General features: G+C 61.6%; 16 protein-coding genes. 7 read left to right on the forward strand and 9 right to left on the reverse strand.

The window, feature by feature from the left end; translation table 11 throughout:
* Nucleotides 1-47 precede the first annotated feature (47 nt).
* Nucleotides 48-995, forward strand: a complete 948-nt coding sequence (locus tag BRA471DRAFT_RS12225; protein ID WP_007607554.1) for an ABC transporter substrate-binding protein — start codon at nucleotides 48-50, stop codon at nucleotides 993-995.
* A 288-nt stretch (nucleotides 996-1,283) separates the two neighbouring features.
* Here BRA471DRAFT_RS12225 and BRA471DRAFT_RS12230 read toward each other — a convergent pair whose 3' ends face one another.
* Both BRA471DRAFT_RS12230 and BRA471DRAFT_RS12235 read right to left on the reverse strand, forming a co-directional pair.
* Nucleotides 1,284-2,048, reverse strand: a complete 765-nt coding sequence (locus BRA471DRAFT_RS12230; protein ID WP_007607557.1) for an outer membrane protein — start codon at nucleotides 2,046-2,048, stop codon at nucleotides 1,284-1,286.
* A gap of 381 nt (nucleotides 2,049-2,429) precedes the next feature.
* Nucleotides 2,430-3,710: a L,D-transpeptidase gene (locus tag BRA471DRAFT_RS12235; protein WP_231171107.1), complete on the reverse strand. Its 1,281-nt coding sequence runs from the start codon at nucleotides 3,708-3,710 to the stop codon at nucleotides 2,430-2,432.
* 196 nt (nucleotides 3,711-3,906) lie between these two features.
* Between BRA471DRAFT_RS12235 and BRA471DRAFT_RS12240 the strand changes: the two genes are divergently transcribed.
* On the forward strand, nucleotides 3,907-5,097 hold the full coding sequence (locus BRA471DRAFT_RS12240) for a transglycosylase SLT domain-containing protein (protein WP_007607561.1): 1,191 nt from the start codon (nucleotides 3,907-3,909) through the stop codon (nucleotides 5,095-5,097).
* Between the two features lie 182 nt (nucleotides 5,098-5,279).
* On the opposite strand, the gene BRA471DRAFT_RS12245 is transcribed toward BRA471DRAFT_RS12240, so the two are convergent.
* A complete protein-coding gene (locus BRA471DRAFT_RS12245; protein WP_007607562.1) occupies nucleotides 5,280-5,693 on the reverse strand; it encodes a VOC family protein in 414 nt (137 codons plus the stop codon).
* 748 nt (nucleotides 5,694-6,441) lie between these two features.
* On the opposite strand from BRA471DRAFT_RS12245, the gene BRA471DRAFT_RS12250 reads away from it, so the two are divergent.
* Nucleotides 6,442-7,473 carry a serine hydrolase gene (locus tag BRA471DRAFT_RS12250; protein ID WP_231171108.1) on the forward strand — a complete coding sequence of 344 codons (1,032 nt, stop codon included), beginning with the start codon at nucleotides 6,442-6,444 and terminating at the stop codon, nucleotides 7,471-7,473.
* Between the two features lie 133 nt (nucleotides 7,474-7,606).
* Here BRA471DRAFT_RS12250 and BRA471DRAFT_RS12255 read toward each other — a convergent pair whose 3' ends face one another.
* Nucleotides 7,607-9,448 (reverse strand): caspase family protein, encoded by a 1,842-nt coding sequence (locus BRA471DRAFT_RS12255; protein ID WP_007607564.1) that lies wholly within the window; start codon nucleotides 9,446-9,448, stop codon nucleotides 7,607-7,609.
* Nucleotides 9,449-10,967: 1,519 nt separating this feature from the next.
* Between BRA471DRAFT_RS12255 and BRA471DRAFT_RS36835 the strand changes: the two genes are divergently transcribed.
* Nucleotides 10,968-11,234 (forward strand): DUF3551 domain-containing protein, encoded by a 267-nt coding sequence (locus BRA471DRAFT_RS36835; RefSeq protein ID WP_156526759.1) that lies wholly within the window; start codon nucleotides 10,968-10,970, stop codon nucleotides 11,232-11,234.
* A gap of 178 nt (nucleotides 11,235-11,412) precedes the next feature.
* Here BRA471DRAFT_RS36835 and BRA471DRAFT_RS12265 read toward each other — a convergent pair whose 3' ends face one another.
* The gene (locus tag BRA471DRAFT_RS12265) at nucleotides 11,413-11,769 is read right to left on the reverse strand and encodes a hypothetical protein (protein WP_007607567.1); all 357 of its coding nucleotides are present in this window, start codon (nucleotides 11,767-11,769) and stop codon (nucleotides 11,413-11,415) included.
* 252 nt (nucleotides 11,770-12,021) lie between these two features.
* The gene (locus tag BRA471DRAFT_RS12270; RefSeq protein WP_231171109.1) at nucleotides 12,022-13,092 is read right to left on the reverse strand and encodes a hypothetical protein; all 1,071 of its coding nucleotides are present in this window, start codon (nucleotides 13,090-13,092) and stop codon (nucleotides 12,022-12,024) included.
* 445 nt (nucleotides 13,093-13,537) lie between these two features.
* On the opposite strand from BRA471DRAFT_RS12270, the gene BRA471DRAFT_RS40325 reads away from it, so the two are divergent.
* Both BRA471DRAFT_RS40325 and BRA471DRAFT_RS12280 read left to right on the forward strand, forming a co-directional pair.
* Nucleotides 13,538-13,750, forward strand: a complete 213-nt coding sequence (locus BRA471DRAFT_RS40325; RefSeq protein WP_371258324.1) for a DUF1330 domain-containing protein — start codon at nucleotides 13,538-13,540, stop codon at nucleotides 13,748-13,750.
* Between the two features lie 236 nt (nucleotides 13,751-13,986).
* Nucleotides 13,987-15,768 (forward strand): caspase family protein, encoded by a 1,782-nt coding sequence (locus BRA471DRAFT_RS12280; protein ID WP_007607570.1) that lies wholly within the window; start codon nucleotides 13,987-13,989, stop codon nucleotides 15,766-15,768.
* Nucleotides 15,769-16,250: 482 nt separating this feature from the next.
* Here the strand turns inward: BRA471DRAFT_RS12280 and BRA471DRAFT_RS12285 are convergent, their stop codons facing one another.
* Nucleotides 16,251-16,532: an HGGxSTG domain-containing protein gene (locus BRA471DRAFT_RS12285; RefSeq protein ID WP_007607572.1), complete on the reverse strand. Its 282-nt coding sequence runs from the start codon at nucleotides 16,530-16,532 to the stop codon at nucleotides 16,251-16,253.
* Nucleotides 16,529-17,185 carry a hypothetical protein gene (locus BRA471DRAFT_RS12290; protein ID WP_007607574.1) on the reverse strand — a complete coding sequence of 219 codons (657 nt, stop codon included), beginning with the start codon at nucleotides 17,183-17,185 and terminating at the stop codon, nucleotides 16,529-16,531. Before BRA471DRAFT_RS12290 ends, BRA471DRAFT_RS12285 begins: the two co-directional genes overlap by 4 nt.
* 456 nt (nucleotides 17,186-17,641) lie before the next feature.
* On the opposite strand from BRA471DRAFT_RS12290, the gene BRA471DRAFT_RS12295 reads away from it, so the two are divergent.
* Nucleotides 17,642-18,616 (forward strand): tripartite tricarboxylate transporter substrate binding protein, encoded by a 975-nt coding sequence (locus BRA471DRAFT_RS12295; protein ID WP_007607576.1) that lies wholly within the window; start codon nucleotides 17,642-17,644, stop codon nucleotides 18,614-18,616.
* Here BRA471DRAFT_RS12295 and BRA471DRAFT_RS12300 read toward each other — a convergent pair.
* The gene (locus tag BRA471DRAFT_RS12300; RefSeq protein WP_007607577.1) at nucleotides 18,603-19,088 is read right to left on the reverse strand and encodes an NUDIX domain-containing protein; all 486 of its coding nucleotides are present in this window, start codon (nucleotides 19,086-19,088) and stop codon (nucleotides 18,603-18,605) included. The two genes, BRA471DRAFT_RS12295 and BRA471DRAFT_RS12300, sit on opposite strands and share 14 nt — an antisense overlap.
* Between the last annotated feature and the right edge of the window lie 46 nt (nucleotides 19,089-19,134).

Consider the following 19,134-nt stretch of genomic DNA (forward strand, 5'->3'; position numbering starts at 1 on the left):
CAACTGGTCGCCGTGCCGGAGATTCAAACAGACCAGGGAGGAAGCCAATGTTGAAGTCGATCTCGTTTGCCGGCGCCGCGATGGCGCTCGTCCTGAGCTCCGCGCCGTCCCTCGCCAAGGAGCTCAAGTCGATCGGCGTTTCGCTGGGCTCGCTCGGCAATCCGTTCTTCGTCGCGTTGTCGAAGGGCGCCGAGTTCGAGGCCAAGAAGACCAACCCCAACGTGAAGATCACGACCGTCGGCTTCGAATATGATCTCGGCAAGCAGGTCACCCAGATCGACAATTTCATCGCCGCCGGCGTCGACCTGATCCTGCTCAACCCCGGCGATCCCAAGGCCGTCGGTCCGGCGATCAAGAAGGCGCAGGCCGCTGGCATCGTCGTCGTTGCCGTCGACACCGCGGCCGAAGGCGCCGACGCCACGGTAACGACCAACAACGTCCAGGCCGGTGAGATCTCCTGCCAGTACATCGTCGACAAGCTGGGCGGCAAAGGCGACGTGATCATCGAGAACGGCCCGCAGGTCTCCGCGGTGATCGACCGCGTCGTCGGCTGCAAGAACGTGCTCGGCAAGAATCCCGGCATCAAGGTCCTGTCCAACGACCAGGACGGCAAGGGCTCGCGCGAAGGCGGCCTCACGGTGGCGCAGGGTTATCTGACCCGCTTCGCCAAGATCGACGCCATCTTCGCCATCAACGATCCGCAGGCGATCGGCACCGACCTTGCCGCGCGCCAACAGCAGCGCACCGGCATCATCATCACCGCGGTCGACGGCGCACCCGACATCGAAGCCGCCCTCAAGGACCCGCAGGCGATGCAGATCCAGGCCTCCGCCTCACAGGACCCGTTCTTCATGGCCCGCCGCGCCGTGCAGGTCGGCGTCAACATTCTCAACGGCCAGAAGCCGGCATCCACCGTCGAGCTGCTGCCGTCGAAACTCGTGACCCGCGACAATGTCAAAGACTACAAGGGCTGGACCTCGGATCGGTCGCAGTAACGGGCGGGGGGAGACGGCCGGCGCCGTGCGCGGCGCCCGTCGGCTTGCGTGGTGCGGTGTTAGCTGGGCGCGCAGCGATTGACCAAGGCTGGGTCGGCCGCGCTCTCGTTAAGCTCGTGATCTTGAGGTCAGAGACTCAATCTCGTCTCTCATCATATTCGGGGGCTGGACCAGCCGACGTCTGCTTTTCGACACCGAGCGGACCCCTGACTTTCAATACAAGAGTTCAGCTTGTGACCAACTACCGATGTCCGGCGGCTGCACAACGATAAACCGAATAAGCTCTGCTCACCTACCCCATGGTCCGAACCTGAAATTCACGCCAACCATGGCCGTATCTATCCGGCGGCTAACTCGAATAGGCTCGATGAAACCAAACGCATCCTGTGTGTTGAGCGTCTGCGTACCGAAATCCATGTGGTCGTACTCCACGAAGACCGACCAGTTCGGCGCGAACAGATATTCGAGACCGCCTCCGACAATCCAGCCGGACCGGGTCTCCGCACCTGTGTAATTTGCGACGCCCATTCCAGTGATCGTGTAGTCAAGCTTTCCATGCGTCCAGGCCGCACCGCCCTTGGCGTAAAGAAGCGCCTGCGGAACGACCGCATAGCCAACCCGCAGCGTTGCGGTCGTAATCCAGGAGGTCCTCGCACTTAGGTCAAAGATGTTCGGGAATTGAGGGTCGGCTGGTCCTGGCACCACGTGGTTGCTGCCGCGGAGATCAGCAGCCTGGAACATGCCTTGCGCGCCGATCACCCAAGATCCGGCCTGATAATCGCAACCAAGCTGACCGCCACCGAGCACGCCCGAATTGCGCTCAGACCCTAGATCGAAATTTGGCAATCGTTGCGGGTTGACGTTGGTGTAACCTTGGCGGTCCCAGCCACCGCCGATATTTCCGCCGATGAAGCAACTCGTCCAGCTATAGATCGGAGCCGCCGCGGCCGGAGCTTTGGTGTAGGGGCGCGTGCCCAGATCAGCAGCCTGCGCTGTCGTTGCGGATACCGCGAGCGCAGCCAGCGCAATCCCCAAGAAATTCCGAAAAGACATCGCTGCCCCCAATCATCAATGCAGAGTTTTCATCAAACATAGATGACCTGTATAACAAGCCCGCCGGGCATGTGTCGGTTTCCAAAGTGTCTGCTGCGCTTTTAGTTGGAGCTATGTTGCTTTGACGCGACACTGGTTTACGGCGCCATTGAGAGGACTATGCGGACAGCATCGTAGGGACCAAGCCGCTGATGGCCGCGATCGTGGCCTGAGACCGAACCGTCCTGGCTCCTCACCGCCCTCCCGGGGAAAGGTGTTTTTACACAGCCAAGACCATTAGCGGACCTCGCGCCGCTTTGGCTCAGGTGCGGACATCAAGTTGTCGTCGGACAATTCCAGTGGGTCGCGCAGCGGCATCGCGTGTTGGTGGGTTGCGCCGCGTCAATGCGTTACCACGATGAAATCCGTGTCTTTCCCCGTCTCCTGGCTAATTCCGTCGTCGGAAACAATCAACGAAGAGGCCGGCGTCAGGAGTTCAGAGATCTTCTCAACCGTATCCTGGGGCATTTCGATACGGTTGAGCGCAGCGTTGGCTTTGTCGGGTAACGGTCCCGGCGCGGTTTGCTGCGCGGGCGATTCTCGCCGTTTCGTGGCAGCTTCGGACATACGGGGCAATTCCTCTGGAATCGACACGACGCTCCAGCGAATAGCCGTTCCCTCGTTCGGGAATTCCATTGCGGTAAACACGTGCGTTCCCAGCGGCTCCTCCGGATTTTCGATCTTGACCGGGACATCAAACAACGGCGTGAAGCCCTGACGCACGAACAGCTTGCTCAACTTACGACTGACGAAGATGGAGATCGGGACGATCTTTTTAGGCACGCTTGCAGCGGGAGCCGAGCCCGGCTCCTGGAGACTGGCGGCTTCTGGAGTCTCGGCGTTTGACACCAGTGATCCCTGCGTTGCCGCGGCTGCACCGATGCTCTTGGTTGCGACGGTGGCACTCTGGAATTCGGACGAACCGGACGCGGCTTTCGGTTGAAAAAGCTGCGGATTGGTTATCTCGACCGGCTGGACATCACCATGCGCAATGATCACGCGCGTGCCGCGCTTCGTGAGATGCCAGAGCCGAACGGCAAAATCATTCTTCAAACGGATGCAGCCGTGTGACGCTGGATGCCCAGGGACGACACCGGCGTGCAACGCTATCCCTGACCAGGTGATGCGTTGCATGTAGGGCATGGGGGCGGCGCTATAAATATTTGAACGGTGCCATCGTTCTTTGCTGATGACGCTGAACACGCCGAGGGGCGTCGGATGCCCCTCCATTCCCGTGGACACCGAAGAGCGTGCAATCAGGGCCCCGTTGTCAAAAAGCGAGACCCGTTGGTCTGCGATCGAGATGATGATCTGGAGCGGGCCCTTCGGAAGGGGTTCGGACCGAACGCTCTTCGCCGTTTCAGAGTTTGTCTGCCGGTGGTGGTGCTTGCCCTTGTACGGAGCGTAATGGCTTCGCCAGAACGTGTGTTGGGGTCCAAACAGAAATTGAGCGTGTGCGATCCCCGCGGGGAGCATGAAAATGGCGAATACAGCGGTTGTTATCGCGCGCTGCATTGCTGGTAATTCCTTAACGAACATCGCCCGGTCCCGTAGGCGCGACTCCATCGTTTCGAGACGATGCGCGAAGCCGAAGCCTGGTGCGTCATCCTGACGGCGCGCCAAGCCTCTCCTCCAAATCTGGTCGCAGTGGGTCGAAAATTGGACGGTACTCACAATGACCGTGCGAGTTGCCGCTGAGAGGGGCGCAATGGCTTGTGATCGACGCGTTGCAATCGGGCAACACGTTTCGGAAAAATTGACGAGCGGCCGTTCGCGCCATTGCGCGGCCCACATTGATCCCAAGGATGAGCCTCTTCGCATGCTTGGCTTTTCTACACGCTCCGGTGGAGCCTATGGGGGCGACGGCATCATGAACCCGCGGCGATTTGCGATAGTGGCGCCGACGTTTTGCGGAACGGTCGTTCTCGCGGGGTGGATCGTTGGCTGGCTGGCTGGCTTCGGTCCGGCGGGCACCGAAAACTCCCGCGCGGTGACAATCCAGCAGCGCGCAGCATTCCTCGCCGCCAGCGCGAGGCTCGCGGATGAACCGCAGGCAATCGCAATGGGCAACACCGGGCCCGCGAACGCCGCTGTTGCTAGCGCCGAAGTGGCGACGGCCGCTGAGCCCGCGGCAGGGACGGCCACCGACGCGACGGTGGCCTCGGACAAATCGGAATCGATCGTCGTGGCCGCGTTGTCCGATCCGTCGCAAACGCTGTCGGCCGATTTACCGCCTGCGCAAGACTCGGTGGACCTGGGCCACCACGATGTCGCCCAGCCGGCGCCGACCACGTGCGGTGCATCCGGCGGTGCCTCCAGCACGGGGCCGCAGGATTTCCGGTATCTCATTTGTTATGTCTGGTCCGAACTGCCGCCTGCCGAGAAGCCGGCTGCGATCGTCTTGCGTTCGTTCAAGGACATCCCGGTCGGAACGCCGGTGGAAGAGATCAAGCGAGCGTCCGACGCTTTCGGTCTGGATTTCGCTTTCATGAAGGCGGTGGCCAAGGTCGAGTCCGGGTTCGACCCCAAGCAACGCACCGGGTCGTATATCGGGCTGTTCCAGCTGAGCAAATACGAGTTCAGAAAATTCGGCTCCGGAGACATTCTTAATCCCCGCGATAATGCCGTTGCGGCAGCCTACAAGGTCATCACGGAAGGCATTCTATTCCAGTGGGTGACGCACAGGACCCCGGACTTGAACGATCTTTACCTGATCCATCAGCAGGGCTGGGAAGGCGCCGCGGAGCACCTCAGCCAACCCAATCGCATCGCCTGGAAATCGATGTGCGCCACCGGCGAAGGCAGGGAGAAGGGCGAAAAATGGTGCAGGCGCGCGATCTGGGGCAATACGCTTCCGGCTGTCAAAGAGGCGTGGAAATCCGTGGAGAAGCTGACGTCGGAGGCGTTCGTCGGAATGTGGCGCGAGCGGGTTGCTCATTTCCAATCGAAATACATGGGCACCGCGACCGCCGACGCCGAGCGGGCGCAGGCACCAGTGAATGTCCGTTGAGTGGTTAGCAGGAGTTGCCGCGCCCGCGGGCGAGCGGGGCTTCACCGTCGCTGGTCGCGCGGATCACTTTACATCGTTGCCTGATCAGTCGCTTGGGGAGGAAAGTGAAGCTGCGTAGACGAAGTCCGCTTCTGGCCCGGAGCGGACGGGCCACTTGACGCGGCTCTCTTTCGAAAGCGTGGTTACCTCTTCCCCAAATCCTCAGCGAACCGCAGGAGGTAACCATCGGGGTCTTGGACCAAGAATTGCCTGTTGCCGCGCTCCTCTCCGGCGATCCGATACCATGCGTCATGACACTCTTTGAAGAGAGCCCATTTGTGCTGCTTCAGTGCATCCAGAAGAGGAGCAACAGAGTCGACGGAGATTTGAAAATTAATCCCGCGCCCCAACGGCCGCTCCAGAGGCTCGGTTTCCCAGTTGCCATTTCTCTGATTCAGCATGACCTGTGCCCCTTGTAGTTCGATGTATATGAAGAGATTCTCAGGCCTTTGATAGGCAATCTGGAAGCCAAGTATGTCGCACCAAAAATTCTTGCTGCGTTCCAGGTCGAATACGTCAAACTCGGGTACAAGCCGAGCAAAGCCGCCACTAGGCAATCATCCATCGTTATTCCCATCACTCGGCATTCCTCACGCTCTTGGTTTAGCGAACCGCGGCAGGGCCGATGCCGCTCTCGTGAGGGGCTATCTATCATGGATCCTCTGCGAGGGCGTGTGGCCCGTAGTTGACCTGCCGCGTGCAGCCGGTGGAGGAGCGCTAGTGACCCATAGCTGACTTGGACCGCTCGCCTGCACCACGACTATTTTCCCGAGTGAGCTCGATCTCGGTCCGGAATGGAGCTAATGCCGACACTTCTATCAAGGGCGCAATGCTCAGAGTGTAGAGACCCTCATCCAGCGGCAACAAGGCGAGTTCACGAGCGCGGGAGATAGCTGTTGATGCGACGATCCCGTCCGAACTGCCGGTCTGATCATGCACGACGCGGTTCTCCTGATCCCGGACGGTTACGCGAAATGTCGTCGGCAGCTGCCGGGAGGCGAGCCTGCGTTGATCGGTTGTGCGACGGGACCGCCAAGGAGAGCCATAGCCTCACCAGCTTGGCGGCCAGCGCCGTTTGTGACCCATTGCCGACCTCGGCATGAGTAGTATTTGCTACTCAACAACAGCGTGTTATGTATCTTGATGCTCGTCAGAGGGGTTGCGAGGAGAATGAGACGGCGTCAATTCGTTTCACTTCTCGGAGGAGCTGTGCTGGCGCCACTCTCCGCCTCTCGTGTGTTCGGGGCCGAACTTGGCGGCTGCGGTATCCCAGGCGCGCGAGATGACGGCTGGCTCCCCACTTCTATGGACGAGGACAAGCTCATCGACCGCAACGCTCTGTGCGGGATGGCCGATCGGCTCGCGGGCAGCGCCGACGTGCACGCCGTCCTGCTCGCACGGGGCGGCAAGCTGGTGTTCGAGCGCTACTTCAGGGGCAACGACGAGGTCCCCGGCCGCTTTTTCGGCCACCGGCTGGAATACGTTACTTTTGATGCCGATACGCTCCACATCATGAAATCGGCTTCGAAGAGCGTCCTGTCACTCGCAATGGGCATCGCGATCGATCGCGGGCTAATACCTGGCGTCGACGAGCCGATCTTCAACTTCTTCCCCGAATTGTCGGACTTGCGATCCCCTGAGAAGGACCGCATTCAGCTCGTGCACGCGCTCACAATGTCGATGGGTCTGAAGTGGGTGGAGGCGACTCCGGCCACTGGGGACTATAACAACGACGAGGCGCGCATGCGTATTGCGTGGGATCCCTGTCGCTATGTCCTCGGTCTCCCCGTCACCGCCCCGGCGGGACAGGAGTTCTTCTACAACACCGGAGCGCTCGCACTGGTGTCGGCAATCCTGCGCAATGCTACCGGCATTCCCTTCGAAGAATTTGTCCGCGTCAACCTGTTCGAGCCTCTGGGCATCACGCGCGTGGCGTGGGATCGGTACTGGGGCGAAGCGGACGCCGGCGGCGGATTGCACTTGCGGCCGCGCGACATGGCGAAAATCGGCCAGCTCGTCCTCTCCAGCGGCCGCTGGAACGGACGTCAAATCGTTTCGAAGGCATGGATCGCGGAATCGACGGCATTCAAGTTCAAGGCCACCGACGGTCAATCCTACGGGTACCTGTGGTGGCTTGGCCGCGCCAAGGTCAATGGGCGTGAGATCGACTGGATTGGCGCACTCGGTCGCGGCGGACAGTCGATCCGCATCGTGCCGGAGCTCGATCTGATCGTGGCGGTGACCGCGGGATATTACCAAGACTACAGCCCGCGCGCCTTTCAAGCGCAGTTCTCCGTCTTCAGGGACGTCCTGCGGGCGATCTCGCCTCCTGCCTGAACTGGGAGCGCCGACGTACGTCGCATTGGTCCGCTTTATGGCCCAGCTGCGAAGTCGAGCAGGGTCCGACGGGCGTCTGCCCATCGCGGCAGACAGCTTGGTCTGCAGAGAATGGTTGCGTCGCGGACGCGGCTCAATCGCAGACTTCTGCTTGTCCCCCTCCTACCATGGAGACTGCGCTGCCAAACTTTTGGGTTCCGATTCGACAGCCGGGTCTCACCGGCCGACAGCCCGCGTTGTTACAAATCATTTGACCAGACGCCTGCGGCTTTGACGGTGTGGACTCAACCTTCTTGCGCTCATTGTCTCGTGGCTTGCTGTCCTCGCGGGTCGCAACCGGCTTCTTGTCCGGAACCTTCTCGCATTCGTTATCGTCGTTGACGCGATATCCGGCGCGGCATGCGATCTTCACGCAAGTATCGCCGTCGGCCTTGAAGCCCTGGTCGCACACCAGCGGGCAGACCCGGCCCGGCTTGGCCTTGATGGCGTCGAGCGCGTCGACGTTCGCGAGTTTGGCGTCGAACTTCGTTCCCGCATATTTGTTGAAGAGAGTCAGTGAACGCTGCGATGACGCATTCCAGTCGCCGTCTGCCGATGCCGCCAGACAGCCGACGCGGCGCAGTTCGGACTGCATCAGCCTCGCCGTCTCCGCGGGGGAGACCGTGGGCTGCGATGAAGTTGGCGCAAGGGCCGCGACTTTCTGTGCGCTGTCCGCACCTTGCTGCTTCTCGGCGGCTGCCCTTTCGCTGGCGGTCTTGTCGGCGAGCGCCTTCTCGGCGGCTTGCTTATCGGCCAGCGCCTTGGCCACGGCGGCCTCGGCGTCCTTCCGGCGCAGCTCGGCGGCGGCCGCCTTGGCCTCCTCGATCTGCTTGGCCTTTTCGGCGGCAAGCCGGGCGTTCTCGGCGGCCTTGGCGGCGGCAGCGGCCTTCTCCTGTTCGGCCTTGTTGGCGCGCTCGGCGGCTAGCCTTGCCTTTTCGTCTTCGGCTTGGCGTGCCTTCGTGGCCGCAGCTGCGCGCGCCTCCTCGGCTGCCACGTTCTTCAGTTGCGCGCGGGCAAGGCCCGCATAGAACCCGTCCGGATAAGCCTGGAGGAAGGCTTCCCAGGCGTCTCGGTTTCCGGCCTGGAGCGCCAACTCATAGTCCCGGCGCACGCCATCCTGGGGACTGGCTTGCGGGCCTGGCGCTGCCGCCGGCTTGATGGCCGGCACCAACGAAACGTCATCGCCGCCGAGCGAGCCGTACACATACGGCTCCTGCTTGTAGCCGGTGGTCTTGAGCACGTCGTCGCGCACGAAGCCGAATGCCTTGCGAAGATCAAGCCCCGGCATCGGCAGACGTTCGACGAGAGCGGTGGCAAACGGGCTGTTCTTTGCGTCGCCGTCCGAGGCGGTGGAGCCAGCCTTGGCCGCGAAGGCGATCATGGTGTTCGGGCTGGTCGGCTCGACCTTGGCAAGGCCGCGGCCGATGGCGCGGGCGGCAATGGTCCGCTTCATCGTCTTAGCGAACGGATTGTCGCGGCAGGCATCGAGAATGACGAGCCGAAGCTGCTTGGCAGGTTCGACGGCGAAAAGGGCCCGATCCAGCGGCAGCGCTTCGTCGAGGACATCGCTGTCGGTCTCCAGCGTCGCGTCAGTGGGGATCAGGTAGTTGGTCCCGTCGAGCTCAATGCCGTGACCGGCATAATAGATCACCGCAACGTCCGCCTCGCGCGCCTTGCCGCCAAAATCGCGCAACGCCTTGCGCATCTCGGCGACGTTCAGGTCGAGCTTGATGTCGACCGTATCGAACCCGGCCTTCCTGAACATGCCGCCGACCAGCGCGGCATCGTTCGCGGGGTTCGAGAGCCTCGCCACATTCTTGTAGGCCGAGTTGCCCATCACGAGCGCGACGCGCTTCTCCGCCTGCGCAGAGCCGGCCCCAAGCCCAGTCGCAAGCCAGCCCGCAAGAATTAGTAAAACAAACAGCCGAAGCCGCATCCCAGCCCCCGATGCAATAGCGTGAGATTATCCGCAGCATGGTCGAATGCAAACTAAGATCAGTGACGTTCATCACACGGCCGCGGACCCAAAGTTCGTAGAGATCTGGCCTGCAAGCGAATTACGATGGTGGCTCGCGGCCCGCTTGAGACCTTGCGATGGGCAACCGAAGATGTCCGCTCATGGGGGCTGACCGGCAGTCAGTCGCGGGAGGACTAAACCGACGCGAATGACCCGAAGGCGACCTGGCTGCCTATATCCCGGAGAGGCCCCTGGCCCAGCGCTCATCTCCTCCAGAATGTGCAAGGCGCTTGGGCCTTCACCTGGCTCGTTCGCTGCTCGATGAGGGCGCGCTGGGCTGGTTAGATGCGGTGGTGTGATTGCCAGTACTGTAGAAAACGGCGGCGATCGCCGCGATCACGACGCTTGCGACGACCACCCAGGCTATCGGGTTGCTCCGATAGTTTGACCTCGACTGTTCCTGATCTATTCCTAGGCAGATAGCGGGCCTCGGGCAAGAGACCCCGCATCCGCTGCACTAATCACAGCGTGCCTTTGAAAGAAGCTGCCGAGCAGGGACCCAGCAGCCTCCTTCGTGTCGGTGACGAGGCAAAATGTCACCGACCAGTGGGATCCTGGCTCGCGCCCGGACGAACCTTTTGCGGGCCACCCTGGCCGCCGCTCGTTCCGCCGCTGTTTGCGCCGGCGCTAGCGCCAGCGCCGCTTCCCGAGCCGCTCGTGCCGCCGGCCGATCCCGCGGACCCAGCTCCGCCCATGCCCGCTCCGCCTGCTCCTGCGCCGGCTCCCGCACCCGCGCCGGCTCCCCCAGCGCCAGCACCTCCACCTGCACCGCCGCCAGCCTGCGCGTGGGCGAAGCCGATCGAGGCACCCGCAAGCATGGCGCACATCGCCACCGAGAAAATTGTCTTTCGCATATCGTCAACTCCGTTTTGAGGTTGTGTTCGTCAAACCCTAGCTAATTGCCGCCGTTCCTAAGAGATGACGATAATCTTGATGTGTGCGGCCTCATCGGGCCGTCCGCGCTGAGAATTTTTTCGGCGCGCGCCCAACCCGGCTCCAGCAACAGCACCACGGTTCGATGCAGGCACGACATCCTCATGCTCGGCGAGAGCACGCCATTCGCGTGCAGGCGCTTGGGCGCGCGGCGCCTATCTGGAGCTGTGGGGCATTGGCAGCCGGGCCGAGCGGGGCCCTTGAGGAAAGCCGGCGGCTTCGACGCGCTTGCGTCGTGATGCAGGTTCCAAGAACACGGCTTCTTGCGTCCAAAGGGCAGTCTGCGGCTATTGTGGGGCGCGACCAGGGGCGGCTTGGGGGCCTTGGGCGACCTCCGGCCATGTCCGCTTTTCTACTGCTGTTGAGGGGCGAACGGACATCCGGGAGCGTCCAAACCAAGCGCCAGAATTGTCTGTTGGCTGTCGGCTTACGGATGGCCTTTTGAGGATCCACTTGCTTTTCGGGACGTTCTATAGTCCGTCGGCTTTACATGATGGAGGGTCGAATGCGACTCGCTTTGCTTATCGGCTTCCTGGTTATGGGACTTTCTTCAGCAGCAGAGGCCGACCGTGACTATCCCTGGTGCGTCTTTGGTGGCCATGCTGGCGCTCCCGGGGAGTGTATGTATGAGACGAGAGAGCAGTGCCTGGCATCGGCATCCGGACGGTGGACCACCTATTGCGATATCAATCCACGCGCGAGATTCCAGCAGCAGGCGCCGCGCAGGAGAGCATGTGACTCTCGGGGACGTCGATGCGAGCCGGGATCGTGAGTCGTTCAGGAGGGTTCTGACCGTTACCATCATGCCTGGCTTTCGCCTGTGGCCGATCGCTTCCATCGACGCGGCTCAGTTGCATGTCGGTCTTACAGGAAGCGAACGGAAGCTTGCGGATGAAGCGCCAAGCGAGCCTTTGACCCAACTCGGACGTCAACCGACGCCGGTTCGTTTCCTACTCTATCGTCGCATTCACGGTCATGACCGATCTGCCTGACCCGTATGGGCCCTTTCCTTCACCATAGATGGCGAACGTATCGTTGCCCTTGTAACCGGATGCTGCGGTGTACCTGAACGTCGTTACGTTGATCTGTCTGAGCGTCCCGTGCGCAGGCTTCTGCGAGACGCCCGAGCTATGCATCGCTCCCGGAATTCGCATCGGGAAATTGCACGTTTCCCCCGACCTGACAGCGAAGTAGGCCGTCATGTCAACGCCAAACACGGACGGCTGACCGGTGACACGGCACTCGGAGACGGCGAGGGCCGTAACCGGCGTCAGACTCAGGACAGCAGCGACAGCCAACATCCGCATGCTCGTCTCCCGTGAGGATGAAATGGTATCCGCGCGGCAATTGATCCCGAAGCGTCGGGACAGCCATTGATTTGAATCAACATGTCGACTCGTGTCGATAAGGCGATTGAAGACTCGGACGGGCGACGTTCCGTTGCTGGCCCGTAGCTGACCTGCCGTGCGCAGCCGGTGGAGGATCGCTTGTGACCCTGAGCGGACATATCGACATCAAGACAGACCGAAACGGCCGAGACGAGAAGCACTGCGGCTCAGCTAGGGAAGTCCTTTTGTCATCGTAAAGGGATTGAACCCACGTTCCGCGAGGGCAGCCCACGAAGCTGCGCCAAGATGTGACAATCGGAAATAGTTTCGCGGCTTGGTCGGGTCGGTGTCCAACACGAACCCCGTCGGTAACGCGCGGACAGTCGTGGCATAGAACCCACCATCGGGCGACCTCTGGGATTCGATGACAGCGATCAACGATTCTGCCCTCTTGGTCTTGCCGAGCAATTTCATCAAGAGAGCCATTTGGCCCGTACCTTCGGTCCACACACCGTCCCGGTCTTCACCGTAAGAAAAGCCTCCGCCGACACTCATTCGCTGTTCGGCGGTCGTCATTGCCGATGCAAATTTCCCGGCCGCTCCGTGAAGCGCTGTCAAGGGCCAGATCTGGGCATCCAGAGCCAAAATCGGATTATGCGTGACACCGTCTTCAGCGGTCCCTGCGGCGAAACAGGCGCACCCCGGATCCCACATCGTATTTACAAAGTACTCGGCAACCGTTGCCTTATCGCGCCAGCGCGAATCGCCTGTACGGATCGCAAGAAGGCCAAATGCGGCGGCGAGGTCAGTATTATGTTCAGTCGATTTCCACGTCCGCACCTCCGGCGTCGGTTCGTGCCCAAACGTACCTCCCGTGAAACCGCCAGTACCGCGCGTATCGGCCCATTGCGCGACCCAAGCGCCGAGCCGCGCTGCACCATCGCGGAACCGGGAGCCGGTGTTCACATCATCAATCGACAGCAACGCCAACATGGCCCATGCCATGTTACCAACATCGCTGCCCACCTGATATCGATCCTCCAACCATTCGTTCCGAGTATTGTCCCACCAACCCGGAAGCTTGGCGGAGTCATTCGCCACCACACCCGCGGCGTAAGCGTTTCGGAGCCGTCCATCATGCCAGGTCCGGTCGTTATCGACGGCCCAGAGAATCGCCGCGCCGATCCGACCTGCTTTGTCTCGCTCACCGCAACCGACCAACGCGATGGCGGCCACCGCATTGTCATAAAGGTATGCGGCGCCATGGAGAGGCCCCGATTCCACGGTCGGATAGCTGTGCAAAAACAACGGCCCTGGCTGTGCCTTATCAACTAGACCAGCGAGGTACCCGCATGCAGACGCTTCTGGTGTTGCCAAAGCCCGTAGTGGAGTGGCGGCCAAAATGACTATGAAAGTCGTTACGATCAATACGAAGGTTTCTATTCGGGCCACTTGGCTGTGCTCCAGCGTGGACGATGATTCTATATACCCATCGGCGATGTCTGAAGTGGCCCCATCAGCGAAGTGGCGACACCTTTCATTGAGGTCCGCTTGGTGGGGTAGATGGACTGACTTTGCTCACTCTGAGTTCTTCGCATTCTGACCCAAAGCGGCTGTTGATTGGGCGATCAGTCTTCGGAAGCAGACGATCAATACTAAACAACCTTCTAACTAACTCGAAAGAGGAACTCGCCTAAAGATTGTCGGACGCGACCAAACAACGGGATAACGAGGTTCGATCCCTGCGATCCTCGCGAGACATAATGGCAAGTATATAGTTCAGGGCGTGGAGCCAACGCCGCTCGAAGGCGAATGGAAGCATGAGAGACTTGTCGTTATTGAGTTTGCTAGTCGTACAGATGCCGAAGCGTTGTTGAAAGTCCCTGAGGCGCAGAAGCTTTTCGCAATTCGTCATGGCTCGACGACCGGCCGTCTGCTTCTAGCTGATGGATGCACCTAGTGTCCGTTTCTGGCCCATCGCCGAAGGTCGCTTGAAGACGTCTCATGTCGGTTATCAGGGGCAAACCGGACGTCGACCAGCTTGGCGGCGAGCGCCGTTTGTGACCCAAAGCGGACTCCGGCGTCTCGGAACGTCACCGAGTCGCCAAGCATGTCGAATGTGACAATTGTCACATAAGCCCTACTTGCCTTTCGGCAGTCTGTGCATAGGCTGCGCACTTATTGCCGGGGATTGTAATGGGCGCTTTTCGCTGGTTTTCTTTGTTCGTTTCCATATGGCTGATGTGCGGTTCAGCCCATGCCGAGCGCCGTATCGCGCTGGTGATCGGCAACTCGGCTTACAAGAGCGTACCCAAGCTCTCCAACCCTGCGAACGATGCCGCCCTGGTCGGAGGTATGTTCAAGAAGGCGGGGTTCGACTGGATCGACATCAGGACCGATCTCAATGCTTCCGAGATGCGCAAGGCGCTGCGTGACTTCGGCGGGCGGGCGCGAGATGCTGAGGTCGCTGTCGTCTACTACGCCGGTCACGGCATCGAACTTGACGGCACCAACTACCTCATCCCGACTGACGCGTCTCTGGAGACCGACAGCGACGTTCTTGACGAGACCGTGGCGCTAGATCGGGCGCTGTTCGCCGTCGAGCCTGCCAAACAGCTTCGGCTGATTATCCTCGATGCCTGCCGGGATAATCCGTTCGCCAAAACCATGAAGCGCACGGTTGCTGCCCGTGCCATTGGTCGCGGCCTTGCCAAGGTCGAGCCGACCAGCCCGAACACGATGATTGCGTTCGCGGCGAAGGCAGGCTCTACCGCCTCGGATGGCGACAGCAAGAACAGCCCATTCGCCGCAGCGCTAGTCGAGCGGCTACCGACGCCGGGTCTCGATCTGCGCAAGGCATTCGGCTTCGTCCGTGACGATGTCTTGAAGAACACCAGCTACAAGCAGGAACCGTATGTCTATGGCTCGCTGGGCGGTGATGATGTAGCGATCGTGGCCGCGAAGCCGGCAGCAACCGGCCCTCAGGCCAGCCCTGATGATGCCATTCGCCGCAACTATGAGCTTGCACTGCAACTCGGCACCCGCGATGGCTGGACGGCTTTCCTGAGCCGACACGCCGATGGCTTCTATGCCGACCTTGCCAAAGGTCAGCTCAACAAGATCGCGGCCGAGGAAGCCCGCGCAGCAGCAGTCGAGAAAGCTCGACGGGCCGAAGATGACAAGGCTCGGCTTGCCGCCGACCGTGCGAAGAAGACGGACCAGGACAAGGCCGCAGCCATCGCCAAGGCTGCTGAGGATGCGCGGCTCGCCGCCGAGAAGGTCAAGCAGGTCGAGGAGGCCAAAACCGCCGCAGCCGAGCAACGGCGTAAGGAGATTGAGGCCGCAGTTCTCAAGGCTCTAGCCGACAAGCAGGCAGCAGAGAAGAAAGTCAGCTTTGAAACTGACCAGAAGCTTGCGGCCCTGCCATCGCCCGCATCGTCGCCCGAACCCACGCAGTCGCCGCAAGAGCTTGCCAAGGCGGTACATTCCGAACTACGCCGCGTCGGCTGTCTCGCCAATAATGAGGGCAGTGAGTGGAGCGCCAAGTCACAGCGCTCCCTCACACTGTTCAACAAATATGCCGGAACCAAGCTCAACACGGCGCTTGCAAGCTCAGATGCGCTCGACGCCATCAAGGCCCGGTCAGGCCGCGTGTGTCCGCTAGTGTGCGATCAAGGTTTCAAGGCCGATGGAGATGCCTGCGTGAAGATTGCATGTCGGGCTGGCTATCGCGTCAACGACGACAACGAGTGCGAAAAGGTGCAGGACAAGAAGCCGGTTGCGACCCGCGAGGATGCCAAGAAGCGAGACGACGAGAGGAGGAAGGTTGAGGCCGCGCCCGCGAAGCCGCAGGCGACTGGACAGATCGTCTGTGGTCAGGGTGGCTGTAGGCCGGTGCGTCCGGGCTGTCGCCTACAACCGACTAATATGTATGCTGACGCGTGGCGGCGGGGCGGGACGGTAGAAGTTTGCAATTGAAGACGGCTCTCTTTCGGCCGAATTACGGCGATGAAGCAGCCGCCCCGCGAGCACAGCGGCAGCACCGAGTCGTGCTTTTCGTATCGCCGCTGCAAGCAACACAATGCCGGACACCTGGAGCGGGACGGCATTCGCTGCACCGGCTGCGGGAGATATATCCCAAGCTGCTCGCTTCCAATTTGAAGGACGGATTGTGCCCTTATCGAAAGACCGAGAACGTTTCGCGATGCGAAGAAGGATTACGCCAAGCCGGGCTGCCGGAGTAACGAGCACTCAAGCCTTATGACTGGCACTTCCGGTTTTGGCCCTTAGCCGACCTCTTGGCTGACACCGAGCTTGTCCGCTCGTGACGGCGTAGCCGACCGAAGCCCTCACGGACTTAAGAAATGACCCACGGTGCAAGTCTGCAGGGCATCTGTTGCGGGTCTCAGCAACCTGTTCGTCAACAACGATTGCGATCTACGGTGGCTTGCCTTGAGAATCTATTCGGCAACTCGCGACAGCTTCCCAAGCAGCTTCAACGCATCATCCAGCACCTCGCGAACCTGCTTTCGTTCAGCGACCGCATCGCCCGTGAATGCGCCATGCGTCCGCGCATTCTGATTTCCCTGCGGCGCGCCTGATTTCCGTGCGCCGCCGTGCATGCGGCAGCGGGACTTGCCGTGCACTGCGGGCGCGCGGCAGGTGGTGCCGCGTCGCGTTTCGGCGCCGCAACGCGGGCTCGTCCACATCGCGCTCGTGTTGCGGATGTGATCGCCGCTCATGCGCTGGCGCCATGTCTGGATTCGGCCCGTTCGTATTCGCCGGCCTCGCGCGGCGGGACTGGTCCTGCGGCCGTCGCAAGGTTCGGCGCCGCGACGATCATGCTCGCGTGTTGCGTGACGTTGCCCACGATCGCCCTGCCGCCGTCCTGCACCGACAAATTCCGGACCGTGATCGCGCGCTCGCCGTTGTTGCGGTGCTGGCTCAGTGCCTCGATCTGGCTTGCGAAGGTGCGGGCCAGCCGGGTCAGGGCGCGTGTGAGGCTCTCCTGCTGCGGAATGTCGTCGGTGAGGCCGAGGCGGCAGGCGGAGCGCATCGCTGCGGCGTGAACGGACACCATCTGCACTGCGAGCATGGCCTCGATCGAGTCCTTCGGCGCGATATTCTTCACCAGCGAGATCAGGAAGGCGAGGTTGGCTTCATCGGGCTTGCGCCCGATCACGCTGGCCTTCACCAATTGGCTGAGCAGACCATGCAGCGCGTCGCGGTCGGCGGCGCCGAGCGCCTCGGCGAGTAACCGTTCGCCGGCTTGCGGGTCGGCATGGCGGATCGCAATCCGCCGCTTGTAGAGCTTGACCCGCGGGCTCGCGGCGGGGCCGCTGCGATCGTTTGCCGCAACCGGCAGCGTGCTGTGGCGTTTCGCAGATGTCGTCATGTGCTGTGTCCTTTGCCCGCGCGGGCGCATTGCGCGCGACATCGATCGCTCGCTGCGCGCCTGTGGGATTTTCGGGATGTTGATGAAGGGCTTATGCGCAATTGCCGCGAGGCGCCCCGTGGTCGGGCGGCGTGGACGCTGGCGAATGTTGCGATGATGGCATTCTGCCAGTGTTTTGCCCGACGAGTCAAACGAAGATTGCAAAGCGCGCAATCCTCGTTCGTGCAAATCCTTGTTCGTGCGAGTCCTTGTTCTTGCAAGTCCTTGATTTCGCAAGTGCCGGCTACTGTGCATGGGGTTGTTTTCACGTTTTTTGTTTTGAAGCTGCTCCGACCTGCCGCGCGACGGAATGCCAGCGTGCAAACGCGATTGCGAAATCCGGCGCACCCCCTCATCATGATCTGCGAATGCGCCGCCTCATGCAAAAGAGGCCTGAGTCGCCTGGGGAGAGAACGAATGCAACGAACGCTTCGCCTGCTGGCGATCGTCGCCGGATTGTGCGCGACGACCGGGGCCTTTGCGCAGAAATATCCGGTGCGGCCGGTCAAGATCATGGTCGGCTTCAGCGCGGGCGGCCCGGTCGACGTCGTCGCGCGCATCGTCGCCGATCGGCTGAGCAACAAGCTCGGACAAGCCTTCGTGGTCGAGAACCGCGCCGGCGCCAACGGCATGATCGCCGCCGAAGGCGTCGCGCGTGCGGAAGGCGACGGCTACACGATGCTGGCCTGCAACTCCTCCACCATCACGCTCAACAAGACGCTGTTCAGGGATATCCGCTACGATCCGGAAAAAGACTTCGCGCCGCTCACCACCGTCGTGTCCGCGCCGCTCGTGCTCGTGGTCAATCCGGAGAATCCCAAGACGGCCAACATCAACACCGTCGCCGATCTCGTCGCGGCGGCAAGGGCCGCGCCCGGCGCGCTTGCCTACGGCTCGGGCGGCAACGGCAACCTCGCCCATCTCGCCATGGAGCTGCTCAGCCAGAAGGCCGGCGTCAAGATGATCCACGTGCCCTATCGCGGCGGTGCTGCGTCCGAGGTCGGCATCCTCGCGCAGGAGGTCCTGGCGGTGTTCGATCCCTTGTCCGCCGTGCCGCTGGTGAAGGCCGGCAAGCTGCGCGCGCTCGCGGTGTCCTCAGCCGAGCGGCTGCCGGCGCTGCCGGATGTGCCGACCGTCGCGGAAGCCGGCTATCCCGGCTTCGACATCTCGTTCTGGGTCGGCTTCTTCATGCCGAAAGCAACGCCCGCGTCGACGCTGGAGATGCTGCATCGGGAGATCGTCGCCGCCGCCAACGATCCGGTGTTACGGGAGCGGCTGGAGACGCAGGGCGTCGTCAGCGTGCTGAGTCCTGCCGAGTATGCGGCCAAGATCGCAAAGGAGACCAAGGAGCTCGCCGAAGTCGTGGCGGCCGCGAACATCAAGGCGGAGTAGCGCGTCTGCTTGGCGTGATGTCGACCACCTCCGCCAGCCGCTCGAGCAGAGGGCGCTGTCCGGCGTTGATCTTCTCGTGCGCTTCCGCGAGCGTGAACCATTCTGCACGGTCGACCTCCGGGAAGGTCTGACGTTTGCCGCTGCGCGGCGGCCATTCCATCTCGAAAGTGTTGCTGCGAATGCTGCGCAAATCGTCGTCGAACTCGGCCGCGAACGCGGAGACGACCTTGCCGCCGCGCTGCTTGACCTGACCAAGCGAAGTCAGCGGCGTGGACAGCTCAAGTCGAAGCTCCTCCGCAAACTCCCGTCGCGCGGCGATCTCTGCGTCTTCTCCGTCCGCATACTCGCCCTTCGGGATCGACCATGCACCGAGGTCCTTGTTGCGCCAGAACGGTCCTCCGGGATGAACGAGCAGGACCTCGACCTCCAGGCGCTTCCGATAGGCAATGATCCCGGCGCTTTTCGATGGCATCGCTGGTTCCGTGCAGGCGGCGCATAGCGTAGGTCAATTAGCCAAC

The organism is Bradyrhizobium sp. WSM471, from assembly GCF_000244915.1.
Lineage (GTDB): Bacteria > Pseudomonadota > Alphaproteobacteria > Rhizobiales > Xanthobacteraceae > Bradyrhizobium.